Genomic DNA, 18,465 nt, shown 5'->3' on the forward strand with positions numbered 1-18,465 from the left:
TACTGCCTACTTAGCTTCTTTTTGATGATCTAGCCCTTCATATTTTTTCACCCGTCGGCATTGGTCGGAGCAATAGACCATGCTCTCCCAGTTTTTATCCAACTTTTTAGTCCAGCTAAACTCGCGCTCGCAGACCGGGCAGAGTTTTTTGCGGACGTTCTTCTTTTTGTGCGCCATAATTTTCTCATTGGTTTGTTTACTACATTGGTCACTGGTCACTGGTCACTGGTCACTGGTCACTGGTCACTGGTCACTGGTCACTGGTCACTGGTCACTGGTCACTGGTCACTGGTCACTATAGTCTACTAATCATAGTCGTCAAAGATTTTATTAAGTCTGTTGAGACTATTAACGATTAACTTACCTGATTGATCAGCGCTGGTATCAATCGCTAGCTTCTCATCTATCCGCATTGTCAGTGGCTCTAACGCTTGCTTGAGGGCAGTTGCCATCAGTGCCGTTTGCTGATGAATATCAGGGATATCGCTATCGGCTGTTTGATTATCATTATTGCTAACCAAGCTATCCGCCATTTTTTGCGCCAGTTGCTCAACGGCATCGACCAGCTGTACCATCAGTGCTTTTTGCACATCTTGGTTTTGCTTGAGATACTCGCCTTCCGCTTTATGGTCATGCTTATATATTTGCAGCAATTGATTCACGCTTTTTTCAAAGCCATTATCGATACTATCGCTGACGACTTTGGCATTGTTAATGACGCTATCGGCGAGGATTCTCTGCGCTTCTAACTGGTTATCAAGTTGCGCTTGCTGTCCTACCTCTCGTAATCGGGCGATTTGCTCTGGGTCATTTTTCGTTAAGTATGTCTCAAACTGGCTACTGATGGCATTGAAGCCACTGGCCAAATCGACCAACTGGGCAACGATACGCGCGCCCGTATCGCCATCTTCTCCGCCCATGGCTTTGTTACGTAAGAAGTCAGCTTTGATTTGTGCCCAACGCTCTGTTTCTGCTTCGGTCAAGACACCGCGCATCTCGCCAAGCTTGAGCAAGTTGCTCTCTGCGCCTTGGGTCAATAGCTGTGACTCGCCCAGATAATGATCATCTATCAGCTGGTTCAGCTCGCTCTCATTCATGACCGCCGATAGTTTTTCGGTCATCTTGTTCATATTACGATAACTGCCCTGTAGCTTAAATATCGGCTCAACACGATACTTATCATCTTGCGAGGCGGAGGCAATATAGGCTTGGTTGACGTCCAGAATGACTTCTTGCACCCTAAACATATGGCGCAAGATAGCGATAATTTCGTTAACTTCTGAGGTGCTATACGGATACGTCAAATCGCTGCTTTGTGCTTGTGCTAGATTTGCATTGTCCGCTTTCGCTATTTTAATGAGACGATGGACATCCGCTAGGTCTCGGTTGGCCAGTGGCGCGAGAACGGTGTTAGAAGTGAGCGAGTTTTCAATATAACTGAGTGCAAACACCTCTTCCATGCCGCTCATGATATCGCCTAAGTTATAGATGTCGGCACGGTTGGCGAGCATATCAGGGACTTTGAAGGCCTCACCGCTTTCGGTATACGGATTACCTGCCATGACCACGCAGAACTTTTTGCCACGCATGTCATAGGTCTTGGTCTTACCTTGCCAAACGCCATCGATACGGCGTGTACCATCACCCAACGAGATAAACTTCTGCAAAAATTCTGCATGGGTATGCTGAATATCATCGAGATACAGCATGACGTTGTTACCCATCTCAAAGGCCAAGTTGATTTTATTCAGCTCTTCTCGCGCAGTGGCATTGGGTGCTTTTTCGGGATCTAAAGACGTTACGTCGTGACCGAGTGACGGACAGTTAATCTTCATAAAGATAAGGCCGAGACGATTTGCCACGTACTCCATTAAGGTGGTTTTACCATACCCTGGTGGCGATATCATCATGAGGATACCCATCAGATCGGTACGCTTATCCTCGCCGACCGTGCCCATCTGTTTGGCAAGATTGTCACCGATGAGCGGCAGGTAGCTCTCGTTAATCAGACGGTTACGCACAAACGAAGACAGTGGACGCGGCATAAATTCGTCCAGTCGCAACGTCTCTTTTGAGTCATGCAATATCTCTGAGCGCATGGCCAGATAACGTCTATAGGCAGGGATAACTTGGGTATCATGATGATGCAAACGATTTAAGAAATCATCGACGGCAAAGGTTAAGGTCTGCTGATGAATACGTATATGATCACCCAGCAAATTATTAACCTGACTCTCAAGCGATACCTTACCCGTGCTACGCTCAAAGCTCTGTACTTGATTAAGCGGATTATTAATACTGGTCAATGATGTAGTCGATGAAACTGGCGACGAGGTGATTGAAGAAAATGACAAGGCCGATGGCGTGGTACTTGCGCCTTGATTGCCTACTCCTTTAGCACTTAGCCCTTTATTAAAAGTAGCACCTGAATCAATCAATCGTTGCACCAAAGCTTCACGCTGAGCATCATTTAATTGGGTAAGCAAGACGGCAATGGCTTCTGGCACATAATGACGGCCGCTCTCTAGCTGTTGCTTGCGTAGCGCTTCTTTTTCTTTACTCTCAGAAAGCTGCGCTTCACTGAGTGCCTCACCTGCTTCATTGGTGCCATCAGTCGCTACGTTAACCGACTCTGTCCCACCATAAGTCTTATCAAGTAGTGCATGAAACCATGTTGCCAATAGCTCATAGGCTGATTTGGGTTGGAAGCCAAGCTTACCGATAGAAGATTGTAGTTGGTCAAAACTGGCCGTATTTTGCGTGCTGCCCGAAGCGCTATTCAACGTTTGGCTAAGCTGCTCACACAACTGCTGTGCTTGTTGACTAGTTTGCCAGTTTATTGTGCTGTTTGCGCCTATATTGGTTTCAGCCGATTGCCCCATGACGCTCACCAAGTATTCACAAGCAAGCTGAACGTAGCTTGGTTTGAAGATATTGGCGTTATGAACATCACTGGTATTTGAGTCCAGTTCTGACCCTGATTTAGATGTGGACTGCTTGCCAGCGCCATTATTAATGCCAGTACCGTTATCAGCGCTAAGACTGTCATCATTATGAGCCATAACAAAATGACGCATCACTTGGCTCATGTCTTCAACCAATAGCGATTTGGCCGTATCACTGCCTAATGCACGGCGCAGTTGCTCAGCGGTAGCAGCTCTATCCGTCCAGTTATTTGCGCGTGTCAGCACTGATTCATTTAACCAAGCGTCATAACCAAATTGACGCAAGCTGTCTAGACCAAGTGCTTGTACAATGTTTAGTTGCCAATAGAATAATTGCGCCAACGCACGTACTTGCGGGGTATAAATCAGTAGCCCTGCCTCACGCAACGTTGGCAATATTTGCATCAATAATAGCGTGGCATCATGGTCATGAATGCCTTTGTCATAACCAAGCTGATAGCGAGGTGTGGCATAAGCTTTGACCAACTTGGACAATGGACTGTCGTTATCAATGTCGCCATTAATGTCTAGAGTAATAACAGTTGCATCGTAGGCTTGATATAGGCGCGCTTCAGTCAAACCCTCCTGGCTGTTCTTAGCACTTTCAATAATGCTATAGGCTAAGTACTCGGCGCGGTACACCTTGTCAGACTCGGAGGCGATATTCATGTCCCAATACGGGCGCAAGGCGTTTAGCTCAGCATTATTAAGCACTTCATAATAATCTGTACCCGTTAGATGCAAATTCAGCACACGCTTGCCGTCTGACTGTTGACGACTTAATAAGGTCAAATCAAGCGGCTGAGTATTGACCGAAAAACGGTGCTTACCCAGTTTGATGATTTGGCCACCATCTTCAAACAAGTCCGATTTGTCTTTTAGGCTTTTATAACTCTCGATTTGGATGGCTTTTAGACGCGCATCGATGTCATCAGCTTTGACGCTAAAGCCCATCGCTTGCAGCTCTTTTGCGATGTTGCGGACTTTTTGCACCAGACCATCAGCGGCAAAATACGTATTTAACGCTTCTTCCTCTGTAAAGCCTGTGACGCCTGTGCTTTGCGTGCGTTTTTTAATACTCTCAAGCATCCGCAGCGCGCCATCACCTAAATTTTGCGCTTTGCGATTACGAGCATCAAGCAGTTGCTGCTTATGGTTTTCAAAGGTTTCGTAAATCTCTTCACGCTTGCTGATGATATCTGCTAAAAACTGGTCGCCACTATTGGTTTCTGGATCAGCGAACTGACTCTCTAACTCTTCTAACTGTACCAATAACTTTGCCATTTGCTCGTCTGATTTCTCAGGCGTATTGGCAATGGATAATGCATTGGCAATAGATTGACCAAACAGCTTAAACTGCGCACCAAATTGTGCCACGGCCTCCGCTGAGCCTAAATTTTTGCGTTTATGATTAAGCTTTGCTTTGCTTTGGTTCAGGCTGGCATAAATGGTCGATATGTCATCGATAATTTGCGTACGCACTGTAGCATCAGCTACATCTAGCGTCCCTAGCAACTCGGTTAATAAATCTAACCCTTGCGCTGTCTCATCAATTTTTTCTAGTACGGGTTTTAGCTCAGCATTGGTTTCAGCAGTATTCAAGCGCTCACTGACATCGACCAATATACCTTCGTAACTTGATAGCGCCTCTTCACCACTTAAAAACAGCACCGTTTTTTCGGCAAGCTCGCTTTCGGCTTCTTCTAACTGCTTTTGCAGCGCTTGTAGCTTATCGGCATCTAGATATCGCAAATCCTCCAAGCTGACCAAACGGCCTTTTTGGCGTCTTAACGCTGACAACTGATCGACATAATCACTGGCAGACTCAAAACTAGTAACGCGTATCTGCCGCAAAATCTCACTTTGCTGCGTATCAGCATCGGCTAGCGCAGTTTGGGTTTGCTTTTGGATACTTTGTACTTTGGCGAACTCATCGATGACAAGCTCAGCCGTGGCCGTCACTTCCTTGATACTACTGGCGACTTCGCTCAGCTCAGGCTCAGACAGCCAATAATAGCTGTCAAAGAGACGACTGGTATTGTCAGCCAACTCTTCATAGAGCTTTTGAGAGACACTTTGATTATCAATCAGGCGAGTAATGCTATACAGGTCTGAGATACCACGTACCAGCTCTTTATTGCCGATTTTGCCATAGAAGCTCGTGCTTTCTGGCAGCTCACTCACATACTCGTGTGAGGCATAAGGGGTATGCCATATCTGCATCGGGTGAATACGAGATGGCTCATTTTGATCGCTAAACAGCACCAAACGGCCATTCTCAGCCAAAGCCATACCGTTGCAATAGATAGGGTTTGCTAATTGCTTTTTAATCAAATTATAAGGAAACAACCCCGTGACGCCCAAGTCTCTGTCATAAAATAAAAATAGAACGTCTTCCCCATTTGGCGATATGATTTTGCGTTTGAACTTTAAGTCTTTGGCGTCCACATTATTGGCATCAAACAGTTTATATTCGCCCGTTTGCAGATAGTAGCCACCCGGAAATATGATGCCGTGGTCTTCTGGTAGCTGCACACACGATTGTCCAATCGCATCCAAACGCAGCACCGCTTCGGTCAAGGTGTTATAAACAAAATAACGGTAATCCTCTTCACGATAGGGCAATATTTTGAGCAGTATTAAACTGCCCACTTTGGCATACGCAATCTCAGCATCCGTCAGCGACTGGGTACGGTCATTAACTGGTTCGCTATAAATACCCTGACCGGATTGCGTATTGTCCTCAATCTTAATGGTCAAATCACCACCAACCGTTTCTACAAATATCGTGTCTAAGATATTCATATGGGGATACTTGCCATTCACCATTTGATCGCGTGTGGTCTCAATCCAGTCAAAATCATAAGCAGGCGGCAGTTCAATGTCACGCTCGCCTCGATTGTCCACATAAGCGACTTGTGCCGACTCTGGCGTACCTTGGCTAAAATCTAACGCAAAACGGAACACTCGAATATCAGTGATGCGCTCACCAATCTGAAATGCCAATAGCAATTTGCTGTCTTTCACCGTTATTTGAATCAGGCGCGTTTGCTTGTAATATCGATACAGCTCATTGAAGTCTTGGACAAAGGCGTCTTGAGCCAAAAAAGTGCCTTTTAGGTCAACCTCTTCGAGCTGATACTCTTCTTCATTACCAGCTGGCTCGTTCAGACGATATAACGACAATACATCCTTAACATTGCTCGCACGTTTGAGTCCCATAAAAACGTTGTAGCCAAAAAGTAGATATTCGCCTACTTGCACCATATCCTGCGCCACACAGTTATGTTCGGTACGGATACGCGTACGGGCGATGACTTGCATTTGAGTACTGCCGAACTCTTCAAGGCGTGCAGTATTTAGCGTGGCCGTCTGTTGCTCTAAACGAGCACCTTGTTCTGTCAAACGTTTTTTGATGAGCTCATAAGCATTGCCCGAGGCAACCGCCTGATCAGTTTGGCTTGCTTGACTAGCATTAGGGTTGTCATTGCTATCTGGAGTGGTTAGGTTTTGCGTGTCCGCCATTGTTGCTCGTCCGTTTCTGTTTTTACATAATAAGAGAATTTTTTGGCAATAAGGAAAATAAGAAGTTATTTGAGATAAAGATCATCGAAAGTAAAGAAGCACTTGGCTAATCTAAAAAAACGATTCATCACTGCGGATTTTTTAGATTAGCCAACTCATTATTAATAATAAGTTGGCTATCGCTCTATGAAGATGTATAGAACAAGTTGGTTAGATTCAGCCTGCCTCCTAAATGACAGGCTAGTTATCAAGGGAGAAATGCATTAATCTTGGCGCGTGTCTTCAATCTATAAAGACATGTCTTAATATTAAATGGTTTTATCATCATTTTGCTTGGTTGCTTTCATAGCTTGACTAGCCATCACGCCATTGATAATACCGCTCAACGTATCTGACTTACCTGCTAGGCCATCGATGGCTTTGCCGATAGATAGTGACTTGGCAAAGTTATCAAAGAAATGCGCTTCGCCGCCAACAATATCAATTTTGGCTTTTTGTAGTGCCACTGCCAATACTTCAGCATTTTCTTTGGCAATCTCTTTACCAGCATCAATAGAAGCAAGTGCTTCTTGCAAGGCTGTCTCAAGACTCATGCGGAACTCTTCGTGCTCACGCGCTTCTTTATTCATACTACCCATTGCATTGAATTTCTCGACTAGACCATCTGCTTCGGCTTGGAAATGCGCGCGAGTGACTTCGGCTTTTGCCAGTCCAACTTCGCGTTCTGCTTTGGCATTAGACTCACCGCGTGCTGCGATGATTTCAGCATCTGCCATGCCTTTTTCGCGTTCAGCCTTGGCAGTAGATTGACCACGAGCAGCAATAATCTCTACATCGACCATACCGATATCACGCTCAGCTTTCGCCTTAGATTCACCGCGAGCCGCGATAACCTCAGCATCTGCCATACCTTTTTCACGCTCTGACTGCGCTTCAGCTTGTCCAGTCGCTTTAATAATATTGGCTCTAGCAATGCCTTCTTTTTCCATAGAGACCGACTTAGCTTCTTGGATAGCAGCTTCAGCAAAGCCATGTGCAGACTCTTCGGCTTTAATACCTTCAGCCATTCTGATTTTGGCTTCTGACTCTTTGGCAGAGGCTTCAAGGTTAGCCGTAGCAAGCGTAGTGATTTCAACGGCTTTATGCTTGGCTGACAGCTCTTCGGCTTCGGCTTTTTTCACCTGACGTACTTTGATTTCTTCAGCATCCGCTTCAGCAGCTAGCACGCGTGTTTGCTTAGAACGCTCAGCCTCACTAACTTCGCGAACTTCTTTGATACGCTCTTCTTCTTGCGCCACTGTTTTGTCGACCGCAATACGCTCGCGGATGACATTGGCGATTTCTTTTTTCTCAAGTTCAATCGCACGTTCAGCCTCGATACGTTGCAAGTCAACTTCACGCTCACGAGAGACGATTTCTAAGTCACGAGCACGCGTAACCTTCTCTTCTTCGATGACAACTGCACGCAGACGATTTTGACCTGCTACTTCAATTTCACGTTGCTGATTCTCTCGCTGAATCGCTAAGTCCTGCTCAACCATTATGACGGCCGTTTCTGACTTCTTACGCTCTTCTTCTTCAATCTTACGAGTTTCAGCCGTTTCACGAGCAATCACTGACGATATTTCACGCTTTTGCTTGGCTTCAGCATCGGCTTGTTGACGCTCAAGCTCTAGCATCGCCTCTCTGGTTTCAACGTTCTTTTTCTTAACCGCTAGCTCTTCATCACGCTCCAGCTCATTGGTAATAACGTTTTGAAAAGCCGTTAGTTGAGTAATCTTTTTGATACCTTCAGCATCTAGAATATTACTTGAGTCCAACGACACTTTCGGTGTTTGCTCTAGATAATCGATTGCGACATCTTCTAAGACATAGCCGTTTAGATCGTTACCGATTTCTTGAACGATACTGTCACGAAACTCGCTGCGGTTTTCAAACAATTTAACGAAATCTATTTGCTTACCAACTGTTTTTAGCGCCTCTGAAAACTTGGCATTAAACAGCTCATTAACAGCGACTTTATCTGAGGCTCTCTCAACTCCAACCGATTTGGCAACTTTTAATACATCTTCTTCGGTTTCATTGACACGTAGATAAAATGCGACTGTAATATCAGCACGCATATTATCGGCGCAAATTAGTCCTTCTTTACCGCGTCTATCAACTTCTAACGTGATGAGCGAGATTCTCATCAGCTCTTTTTTATTAATAACTGGCCAAACAAAGCCACCATCAAAACGTACGGCTATTTTGCTCACACCGTTGATAATTAGTGCTTTGCCCTGCTCAACCTTGAAGTAAAAGGCTTTGAGCATCAACAGTGCTGCCATAATAAAAACAAACGCCAGCACCACAACCACGCCGACGATAATGAGTATGTCCATGTTTATTCCTTTAATTGAAACATTCTATAGTCAGTTCTATATCTATCAGATGCTCGGTCCGGCTTGCTCAACTACTCTATGTAGCAGTTTCACTTGCCTTTCTCATATCTAAACTAGTTGAACCAACAATAACTAAATTTAAAACCGTTCGTATGATGTGAAAAATAGAGATTTTTTAGCTCAATATCTGTTTATTGTTTATCAGCGCTTATCTAATTTTCGAGTTTACTCTATGCTAAAAGCGATGATAGAAAGTCGTATCGACTAAACGATTTATAATTATTTATCTTCAACACGAGCGACTTGATAGGTATGTGTTTCTTCTAAATACGCGATCAACATCACTCTATCGCCCTTTTTCAGTAAGCTAGTACTGTTGTCTGAACGAACCTTGAGTATCAAACCTGCACCGCCATCATTCAATTCTGCCTCACCGTGCTTGTCCGTCACACTAAGTGTGCGCACAATCGCGATTTTGCCTACATTATTAGCAGAATTACGTTTGGGGATTCTGGCAATATTTTTGCGAATGGGTGAAATGATCATGCCTGTCAGCCACATAGAAACGACCAATACGAATATTAGTGCCCCTGTGCCAAACACGTAATACAGAACACCAGAGTCAAAATTTTGATGTAAAAAACTGGTATACAAATAGCTCAACAACCAACCGATTAAACTAATTAAGCTTAATATAATGACTAAAGGCACACCGTAGAGACCAAACTTCAACATGAGACCTGTAAAAAAACCGGTCGATGATAAATCAGAGACAGCAGCATCACTACCTGTCTCTCCAACATCCACGCTGTCCATATCTGCCATGCCGAGTAAAGATACTACCCAATATAGAGTAACGAACATCACAAGACCGGTGAAAACAATCGTTGGATATAAACTTATTTTGGTGATAAACACGAAAAAAGCCTCTTGCATTACGCGGGTTCTCCCTTTGTGAACCTAATCTTCTATTTGTAATAACCTACTACAAAAGCTGAGGCACTTCACTTAATATTTATAAACTTATGTTGTTTTACAAATAAGTTTATATACATATCACGGCATGAGACATACTTCTCTAACGACCCCATATCGGTGAGCGCACGACTCCACCATTTTGACCACTAATGGCATAGCTGGTATTGCCTGACAGCGAATGGATAACTAGACTACCACCATTTTGGCTTGCTGCTTGCCCGCCCACATTCAAGTGGCGAGTTGGATAGACGGCATAATTGCCAGAGGGAGATAGACGTGCGGGCTCATCAAGCCCTGTTTCTGCCAGGTTGACCACTTGTCCAGTCGTCAAGGTCATGACAGCCGCCTTGCGACCATTTAGATAAGCCATACGCTGACCATCTAAGCTAAGCTGAGGACTGGCCACATACCCATTTGTTGATACAGCTGTCGCATTGCCCGTAGCGAAGTCATAACGATAAATTCGCGGTCGTCCAGCACGGACTTTATCACTGGTATAGACAAAGCTTTTGCCATCGGCAGCATAACTGGGCTGTACCTCTGTACTCGGTAGGGTAGTCAACTGCTGAGTATTGCCATCACTCAGACGCATCTTATAAATATCAGCATTACCACCGACAGTAGAGCTATAAAGCAAGTATTGACCATCGGGTGAAAATGACGCTGACATATTGCTGCCTTCAGCATTCACCACTAGATTGCGCGTATTGCTACTACGATCATAAATATAAATTTTGGGATGCTCACGCGGGGCTTGTTTGCTATAGGCAAGCAGTTGTCCGTCTGCCGACCATGCTGGCGCATAGATATAGCCATTAAGCTGATCGATGAGCTGACGATCGCTACCGTCAGGACGAATGCTATAGAGTGTCGATACTTTCGCCGTACCTACGCCCTGCTCTTCTATATAGGCAATATATCCTTGGCGATCAATCACTGGCATACGTGCAGTCAGCGGACTGGTCTCAACGGTACTGATTGGCTTTTTTACTGAGGTATTAGGTAATGTCTGGCAACCGGTAAGCACAGCAAATACGCCGATGGCAATAGGTGCTTTTATCATTAGTCTATCTATGTTTGATTTAGATAGACTCCCTTTACATATGGTTGTTTTATTTATGGCAGTTTTCAGCATAGCGTCATATCCAACAGAGCTTGATGATAAAAGTCTTATAAATATCTAAGAAAGCGATCGTTATCGACATAAATTCAGAGCCATCACCATCAATTTAAAAAATCAAAGATATTACAGAAACATTACTCTAGTGTAACCTAAACTGGACTAAATTTTGGATAAAAAAATGCCCCACTTGATAGCGAGGCATTTTGCGTTTCAAAAAGAGCAACTTCACATGAGTAACTTCAAACGAGCAACTCTAATTACTTAAGTTCACGAACCAGTCAAACTGTTTACTCAATCATTAAGCTACTTCGCAACGGCTTTAAAATAAGCGACTTGATCATCGTTTTTAATGGTCAAAATAGGCACATTGTTGGCATTCTTACTAAGGCTATATTCACCTTTTACAGTAGCTAAGGCAGCAGTATCAAAGCTGGCTTGCGGTTCAGGACATGCCATCATAGTACTGATGCCGTTTTTAATCTCGACTTCACCATTTGCAACGCTATATCCAGCACCCATGTTATTACAGGTATTCATAAATGCCACGTAATCTCTACCGTTATCATTCATAAAACTCAACGTTAAAGGCTTGGCTGGGTCAAAAAATAATTGCGTTACTTTATCACCATTGCTACGTTTGGCATCAACGAGCTGCCAGTTGTGTGCTTGCAGAACATCTGCAGTGATTGGTTGGTTAACTGGCGCAGGCAAGTTCGTCGTCTGACAACCCGCAGCAAGCGTACCAACTGCCAATGTCGCGGCCATCATTACTTTAGTCATGTTCTTCATATCAATTCCTAGCTTTATTGCATCCGATACTTTTACTAAACACACTATCTGCATGAGCCATCAGCGCTGATAGACAAGTGATAAGCTCTCATAGGTATAGTAAAAGCTCGGACTTATTATGATTCATTTATTGTTTTATTTAATGCTCTAAACAATGGCAATATTGTGCATGACTCACAGGGAGGTGTCATCATAAACTGGGTAGTTATTCGGAATGCATTTTGTACTACTTTGCAAATATCTGACTACTTGCTCTTGCCAGTACCTAAATGAGCTGCTAACTATAATCTTGCTTACTTTATCTATCCGTATCAACGATGGTTATTGACGATAGCTAGTGACGATAGCTAGTGACGATAACTATTGACGGTAATTAGGGATTATTGACAGCTTGCTGTCGTTGTAATGCTGCATAACCATCTAGACGCTTACGCTCAGTGTCATTAAATAATTGCTGTTCAAGCTGATCTATCTGAATTTGCGCTTGGGCGGCATTGACACCTTGGCTTAATAAGTGGTTCTTTTGAGTTTCATACTGGGTGAAGCGTTGGTCAAAATTAGTGTCTTCTTGATCTACTTGTGCCAGCCTTTCTGCTGCTGGTGCGCCGACTAGCTCTCGGCGCATATTATATAACTCCTCGGGCGTTGCACCGCGAGCTTTCATCTGTTCAGTGCGAGTCATCAACTCGCTAATATTGGCTTGTTGCATGATATTGGCTTTAGTAGCATTCTCTGGCAATCGACTGATATAGTCCTGACGGGCAGCTTGTTTCTGTGCGTCAGACATCTGCTTATTTTGGTCAATTCTGACCATCTCTATACTATAATTATCGTAATCATCCTCTGCGCCAAAAAATGCTGTGATGGTTGGTTTGTCAAAATACTGCTGACGTAGATTAGCGATATCTTGTTTTTGTTGGGCAACTGCATTCAAGTCCAGCTCACCACTTTTGGTCGCCTGTAATTGCAGATTACCATAGCGCTTTTCTATCTCAGGAAGTGCTTTAAGGTAAGCAACATATTGATTAAAAATAGTGACCGCTTGGCTAGCGGCAGGCTCTGGTGTGTGATGGCGAATATAACTCTCCACACGGGCAAATATAACCGCTTCTTCTTCCTCACCTAGGGCGGATAAAAAATAATCAAACAAACGCCGCAGACCTTCAGTGACGACCAACTGTTTATTTTCATCGATGATGATTTCACCATCAATCTGGGTGCCCTTTAATGAGCGTGGTAAATTTTCTAATCCTGTGACAAATTGAGACTGGCTGGGTGTCATTGTCGCTTTTACGACTTGTCCCGCAGCCAACTCAGTTGTCACTGACTCGATATTCTCATTATCGGAGACGGAGGATTTGATTGAAGTTGAAGTTGAATTTACATCGTTACTAGGCTTGAACCACAAAATAACCGCCGCTGTGGCTATGATAACCACGGCGATGATAGCAATTGTTGCATAGGCTGGACGGCGGTTATTTGACATAAACGATATTTCTCAATCAATGAATATTCTTATTTTGTAGTTCAGCTTATAGGTTAGCGTTTTTCAGACGGTTTACCTGAGTACGATAGATAGATTTTGGCTCAGACTCTCCCCATGCCGTCAGACCCAAGACTTGGTCAGCGGAATCCAAATGGTTCATTCTATAATTATCACGAATCACATAGCCAAGACGACTTGAGCAAGCAGATACCAATCCATCATTAGACTCCCCTGCGAATGGTACACCCGTTACTGCCAATATATAATCACTAGGATCAAGTACGCTCGTTATTTGTCCAACACCACTAAATGAATAGTATTTGATGCCATTGGCAGCAGTGCTAGTCGGCTGACCACAATAACTGGTTGGCATGGCAGCAGGGAATTTAGCGTTAAATTGAGCAGCACCATCGGTCGATAGCGCCATCAATGTTTGCCAGCCATCTTGTTCTTGAATCTCTGAAAAGCTGATACCAGAGCCGATATCTGTAAAGCCACCAATCAAATTAAACAGCCCTGATACTAACTCTGTGGTGATGTTTGACGGGCTTCCAGTATTGTTATTTGGCTCAAGTGTATTTTTGACAAAATCAGCGGTTTTTGAGCCTTGCTCCGGACTTGATACTGCTGTCACTGACGCCACATATTTTGGCGCTACACCAGCGACATAACGGATGTCTATACCGCCTTGACTGTGCCCAAATAGATTGACTTTAGATTTGCCTGAAATGGCAGTGATGGTCTTGACCTGTTGTAGCAGCTGCTCTCCACGAATCTCACTGTTATTGACGGCTGATGTTTTGGTGGTATATACCTCTGAGCCACCTTTCATCAACTCTCCAGGTATTCCATTAAAGTAATCAACGAGCCCAAACATCGTAGTGAAGCCACCAAGTCCATGAGCCATGACGACCGGATACTGAGTTTTAGTGTAGCTCGAGGTGAAGTATTTACTATCAACCAGCTTGCAACCGTTGGCATTAGCACAGTTATAATACTGTCCAGCTGCTTGAGCAGATGTGGTTTGCAAGGTCATCAGGAGGATACCGGCAGCGATAGCACCGAGTGAAGGTAAAAATGCGCTGGGCGTGACAGCTGCAGCAAAAGAGGTCTTTAGAGTCATAACAACATCCTTGTCATCAATAATTTTGGTTATCTTTACCTCCCAAAAGCGGCAAAGATTACTGCTAATCCCTTTAGCAGACAAAATTACATTACTTATATATTCTGTAACATTCAACTAATTTGTCAAAATATGAATATATTATCGTGACTGAACAGTCATAACTGCCCTTTTTTGGCTGTAAAGCAATTATTATCAATCATAATGATAGGTTGGCTATCACTTAACGTAAAACTGTCATCAACCCATTTATGGTATAATCTACTCACATTAAATCCATAATTATAAGATAGATGATGATGATTAAAAAATCTCTTATCCAGTCCCCAGAAGCCATAGAAAAAATGCGTGTGGCCGGCAAACTCGCTAGTGATGTCCTTGTGATGCTTGATGAGCATGTCAAAGTGGGCATCAGTACCGAAGCACTTAACCAAATCGCTCATGACTATATCGTTAATGTACAGCAGGCCATTCCCGCGCCGCTTAACTATAATGGCTTTCCAAAATCCATTTGTACGTCAATTAACCATGTGGTCTGTCACGGTATCCCAACTGAAAACAAGCTGTTAAAAGATGGTGATATTATCAACATCGACGTGACTGTTATCAAAGACGGTTACTATGGCGATACCTCAAAAATGTGGATCATTGGCAATGGTTCTATCATGGCGCAGCGTATCTGCAAAGTAGCACAAGATGCCCTATATGCTGGCATGAGTGTTGTCAAAAACGGTGCGCGTTTAGGCGATGTTGGTGCTGCTATTCAGGCCGTTGTCGAGCCTGAGCGCTTTAGTATCGTGCGCGAGTTCTGTGGTCATGGTATCAGTAATGAGTTCCACCATGAACCACAGGTAATGCACTATGGTAAAAAAGGCACAGGCTTTGAGCTAAAAACGGGCATGACTTTTACCATTGAGCCGATGATTAACCAAGGCACGTGGCAGACCAAGATTTTGCCGGACGAATGGACGGCGATTACTAAAGACCGCAAGCTGTCAGCACAGTGGGAACATACCATGGTGGTGACGGACAATGGCTGTGAAGTCTTTACCACGCGCCCAGAAGAAGATTTGAGTTTTTTGACGCAGTAGTACAATCAAAGATCGCTTAGGCGGTCTTTTTTTTGGTCTTTAATTAGGGCATATTGAGTATTGTGCTTATAGGCGCTTTGTCTTTATACTCAGATGACCTGATAACTTCTATTGATATATTTATCAGCACTTTTATTGATAATTGCTATTCGTGACTTTTATTAGCCATCAGTACATTAGATGCCCAATAGCGCTCAGCTCGAACGTTCTATTTCTAAACTCTTAACTGGATAACACTCATGTTTAATTGTGATATCGCCTCTGTTGATTTGACGCCTTTACCGATACTACCAAGTGAGGTGGCGACAGACTCATCCCCACTGTCAGCCAAAAATATGACAGACAAGAATCTACTTGGCATTCCTGAATGGTTGGCCCAGATCAACGACGATATCAGCCGCTCACTAGAACGCGGCACCAATATTCGCCAACTGGTTGCAGCGCGTGCTTGCGCTATCGATAGCCTATTGATTGCATTGTTTAAATGGTTTGAGTTGGATAAGACTGATTTGGCATTTTTTGCGACTGGTGGTTACGGGCGCGGTGAGCTATCGCTTTATTCAGACATTGATATTCTGCTGTTATCTCCTGACGAAATCGGCGCTGATGCCAGTAGTAAAATCGATAAACTGGTCGCTCTACTATGGGATATAGGACTAGAGCCTGCGCTCTCTGTACGTAGTGTTAATGATGCGCTAGAGGCAGCGCTTGATCATACGATTGCCAGTGCTCAGCTAGAGGCTCGACTCCTAATCGGTAATGAAGCTTTGCAAGACATGCCCGCTCAAATCGTCAATAAACAGTGGTCTCCGCGCGCCTTTTTTGATGTAAAAATGGAAGAATCCAAAGCGCGTTACTTGCAGCACAACGCCACCGAGTACAACCTTGAACCCAATATCAAAACGGCGCCTGGGGGATTACGTGACATTCATATCATCGGCTGGGTCACCAAGCGTTATTTTCGCGTGAGCAAGCTATATGATTTAGTGCAACAGAACTTTTTGACCGAAAAAGAATTTGATGAGTTGAGCTTTGCTGAAGGGTATTTATGGCAAATTCGTCATTACTTACATGTACTAACAGGCCGTAATGAAAACAAGCTGTTATTCGACTATCAGCGTGAGATCGCTCAGTTAATGGGCTACGAGACTCAGCCAGATGACCAGCCTAATGCTGCGGTCGAACGGTTTATGCGCGACTATTATCGCTGTGCGATGCAGATATCAACACTGTCTGAGATGCTGACCAATCATTATTATGAAACGATCATAGAGCCGCAGCTGCCTGACGATGAACGTCCAAAAAAACAGCCTATAAATGCGCGATTCAACCGTATTGGCAACCAGATTGCCATTGCGCATCATCGAGTTTTTGCACAGCACCCTGAGTCTATATTAGAGATGTTTTTATTGATGGGTCAGCATGGCATCGATAAAGTTCGCACCCATACCCTGCGCGCACTCAAAATTGCCGCACGCGGCATCGATCAGATATATAGAGACAATCCTACGCACAAAGCGTTGTTTTTATCGAATCTAAAAGAACAAAACTACCTATTCCATCGTCTACGTACTATGAATCGCTATGGAGTATTGGGTAACTATATTCCCGCTTTTGCGCAAGTCACTGGCCTCATGCAATATGACTTGTTCCATCGTTATACAGTAGATGCGCATACCTTATTTTTGATTAGAATTTTGCATCGATTTACAGATCCAGCCTTTCAAGAAGAGTTTCCACTGGTCAGCTCTATCTTTCAGCGTATCGAGCGTAAAGAGATTTTGGTGCTGGCAGCCATGTTCCATGATATTGCTAAGGGCCGTGGCGGCGATCATAGTGAACTTGGTCAAACCGAATCGATTGAGTTTTGCTTATCGCATGGTATGAGCTTGGCTGATGCGAATTTAGTAGGCTGGCTCACGCGCTATCACCTTCTTATGTCGATTACTGCACAGAAAAAAGATATCTCAGACCCTGAAGTGGTGACTATTTTCTCTGATCTCATCGGTAACGTGACTCATCTAAACCATCTGTATGTACTGACGGTGGCTGATATGAATGCGACTAACCCACAGCTATGGAACAGCTGGCGGGCGACCCTCATGAAACAGCTATACTCACAAACTCGGCGCATCTTGCGCGCTGATATCGATGCGCCTACCAATCGTCAAGATATGATTAGCGCCACACGCAAGCAAGCGTTGACGATGCTAGATAATGTCAACAACCAACATATGAATCGCGATGAAGTATTGCGTCTATGGGATGACTTGGGCGATGAGTATTTCTTGCGAGAAATTGCAGAAGATATCTTATGGCATACTGAAGCTATTTTGAATCACCCACCGATTGGATTGGCCTCTAATGCTGATAGTCCACCATTGGTCGTTTTGCGTGAACATCGCGAATTGGCACTTGATGCGGTACAGGTCTTTGTTTATACCCAAGATCAAATGAACCTATTTGCCGTTACTATGGCAGTATTTGATCAGATGAATCTTGATGTATTAGATGCACGCATTATCACAGCGACCCGTGATTTTGCTTTGGATTCTTATGTATTGCTAGATCCTAGTGGCACATTGCTGGTTGATGAAGACAGTCAACAAGAGCTAAAACAACGCTTAATTGACTCGTTCAAAGACCCTACCGTACTTAAACTGACGAACAAGCGTATGCCGCGTCAGTTAAAACACTTTGAAGTAAAAACGGTGATTAACTTTGAATTCAATGAAGCATCAGATCAGCACATCTTGAGCTTAGAAACGCTTGATCAGCCAGGGCTACTGGCACGAGTTGGGCAAGTGTTTTTGCAAGAGCAAATCGAAGTACATGCTGCGCGTATTACCACGCTAGGTGAGCGTGCTGAGGATATGTTTTATATCAGTGATCAAAACGATAAGCCACTCTCACCTGATAGACTGGAAGCATTAAAGGCAGCTCTGTTAGCCAGTCTTACCGTTCAGAAAGAGCATAATAGCGTAATATATTTTTGATACGGCTAGATAGTTTTGGTTAGCC

11 protein-coding genes are annotated in these 18,465 nt (G+C 44.0%); 3 read left to right on the plus strand and 8 right to left on the minus strand.

Annotation, left to right across the window (positions count from 1 at the left end; all coding sequences use genetic code 11):
- Window positions 1-6: 6 nt before the first annotated feature.
- Entirely contained in the window at window positions 7-177 is a 171-nt protein-coding gene (locus tag JMX91_RS07565) for a DUF2256 domain-containing protein (protein ID WP_102077519.1), read from the minus strand.
- Between JMX91_RS07565 and JMX91_RS07570 the strand changes: the two genes are divergently transcribed.
- Entirely contained in the window at window positions 169-309 is a 141-nt protein-coding gene (locus JMX91_RS07570; protein ID WP_201548356.1) for a hypothetical protein, read from the plus strand. The genes JMX91_RS07565 and JMX91_RS07570 overlap by 9 nt on opposite strands.
- Here JMX91_RS07570 and JMX91_RS07575 read toward each other — a convergent pair.
- The 7 genes from JMX91_RS07575 to JMX91_RS07605 form a co-directional block, all read right to left on the minus strand.
- Window positions 306-6,470 carry a DNA repair ATPase gene (locus tag JMX91_RS07575; protein ID WP_201548357.1) on the minus strand — a complete coding sequence of 2,055 codons (6,165 nt, stop codon included), beginning with the start codon at window positions 6,468-6,470 and terminating at the stop codon, window positions 306-308. The two genes, JMX91_RS07570 and JMX91_RS07575, sit on opposite strands and share 4 nt — an antisense overlap.
- Before the next feature lie 308 nt (window positions 6,471-6,778).
- Window positions 6,779-8,854 carry a hypothetical protein gene (locus JMX91_RS07580; RefSeq protein ID WP_201548359.1) on the minus strand — a complete coding sequence of 692 codons (2,076 nt, stop codon included), beginning with the start codon at window positions 8,852-8,854 and terminating at the stop codon, window positions 6,779-6,781.
- Between the two features lie 279 nt (window positions 8,855-9,133).
- The gene (locus tag JMX91_RS07585) at window positions 9,134-9,790 is read right to left on the minus strand and encodes a DUF1449 domain-containing protein (RefSeq protein ID WP_160023087.1); all 657 of its coding nucleotides are present in this window, start codon (window positions 9,788-9,790) and stop codon (window positions 9,134-9,136) included.
- A 142-nt stretch (window positions 9,791-9,932) separates the two neighbouring features.
- Entirely contained in the window at window positions 9,933-10,895 is a 963-nt protein-coding gene (locus JMX91_RS07590) for a Xaa-Pro aminopeptidase (RefSeq protein ID WP_227679325.1), read from the minus strand.
- 363 nt (window positions 10,896-11,258) lie between these two features.
- A complete protein-coding gene (locus tag JMX91_RS07595) occupies window positions 11,259-11,744 on the minus strand; it encodes an META domain-containing protein (RefSeq protein ID WP_160023083.1) in 486 nt (161 codons plus the stop codon).
- 373 nt (window positions 11,745-12,117) lie between these two features.
- On the minus strand, window positions 12,118-13,230 hold the full coding sequence (locus JMX91_RS07600) for a lipase secretion chaperone (protein WP_201548361.1): 1,113 nt from the start codon (window positions 13,228-13,230) through the stop codon (window positions 12,118-12,120).
- 46 nt (window positions 13,231-13,276) lie between these two features.
- Window positions 13,277-14,353 carry an esterase/lipase family protein gene (locus JMX91_RS07605; RefSeq protein WP_201548362.1) on the minus strand — a complete coding sequence of 359 codons (1,077 nt, stop codon included), beginning with the start codon at window positions 14,351-14,353 and terminating at the stop codon, window positions 13,277-13,279.
- Window positions 14,354-14,649: 296 nt separating this feature from the next.
- On the opposite strand from JMX91_RS07605, the gene map reads away from it, so the two are divergent.
- Window positions 14,650-15,444, plus strand: a complete 795-nt coding sequence (gene map, locus JMX91_RS07610; protein ID WP_201548363.1) for a type I methionyl aminopeptidase — start codon at window positions 14,650-14,652, stop codon at window positions 15,442-15,444.
- 239 nt (window positions 15,445-15,683) lie between these two features.
- Window positions 15,684-18,440 (plus strand): [protein-PII] uridylyltransferase, encoded by a 2,757-nt coding sequence (gene glnD, locus JMX91_RS07615; protein ID WP_201548364.1) that lies wholly within the window; start codon window positions 15,684-15,686, stop codon window positions 18,438-18,440.
- Window positions 18,441-18,465: the final 25 nt, after the last annotated feature.

This window comes from Psychrobacter sp. Pi2-1 (assembly GCF_904846645.1).
Lineage (GTDB): Bacteria > Pseudomonadota > Gammaproteobacteria > Pseudomonadales > Moraxellaceae > Psychrobacter.

Excerpts from the sequence above, each read along its gene's own strand:
- JMX91_RS07565 (WP_102077519.1), bottom strand. The coding sequence starts at position 177 with ATGGCGCACAAAAAGAAGAACGTCCGCAAAAAACTCTGCCCGGTCTGC.
- JMX91_RS07575 (WP_201548357.1), bottom strand. The coding sequence starts at position 6,470 with ATGGCGGACACGCAAAACCTAACCACTCCAGATAGCAATGACAACCCT.
- JMX91_RS07580 (WP_201548359.1), bottom strand. The coding sequence starts at position 8,854 with ATGGACATACTCATTATCGTCGGCGTGGTTGTGGTGCTGGCGTTTGTT.
- JMX91_RS07585 (WP_160023087.1), bottom strand. The coding sequence starts at position 9,790 with ATGCAAGAGGCTTTTTTCGTGTTTATCACCAAAATAAGTTTATATCCA.
- JMX91_RS07590 (WP_227679325.1), bottom strand. The coding sequence starts at position 10,895 with ATGATAAAAGCACCTATTGCCATCGGCGTATTTGCTGTGCTTACCGGT.
- JMX91_RS07595 (WP_160023083.1), bottom strand. The coding sequence starts at position 11,744 with ATGAAGAACATGACTAAAGTAATGATGGCCGCGACATTGGCAGTTGGT.
- JMX91_RS07600 (WP_201548361.1), bottom strand. The coding sequence starts at position 13,230 with ATGTCAAATAACCGCCGTCCAGCCTATGCAACAATTGCTATCATCGCC.
- JMX91_RS07605 (WP_201548362.1), bottom strand. The coding sequence starts at position 14,353 with ATGACTCTAAAGACCTCTTTTGCTGCAGCTGTCACGCCCAGCGCATTT.
- map (WP_201548363.1), top strand. The coding sequence starts at position 14,650 with ATGATGATTAAAAAATCTCTTATCCAGTCCCCAGAAGCCATAGAAAAA.
- glnD (WP_201548364.1), top strand. The coding sequence starts at position 15,684 with ATGTTTAATTGTGATATCGCCTCTGTTGATTTGACGCCTTTACCGATA.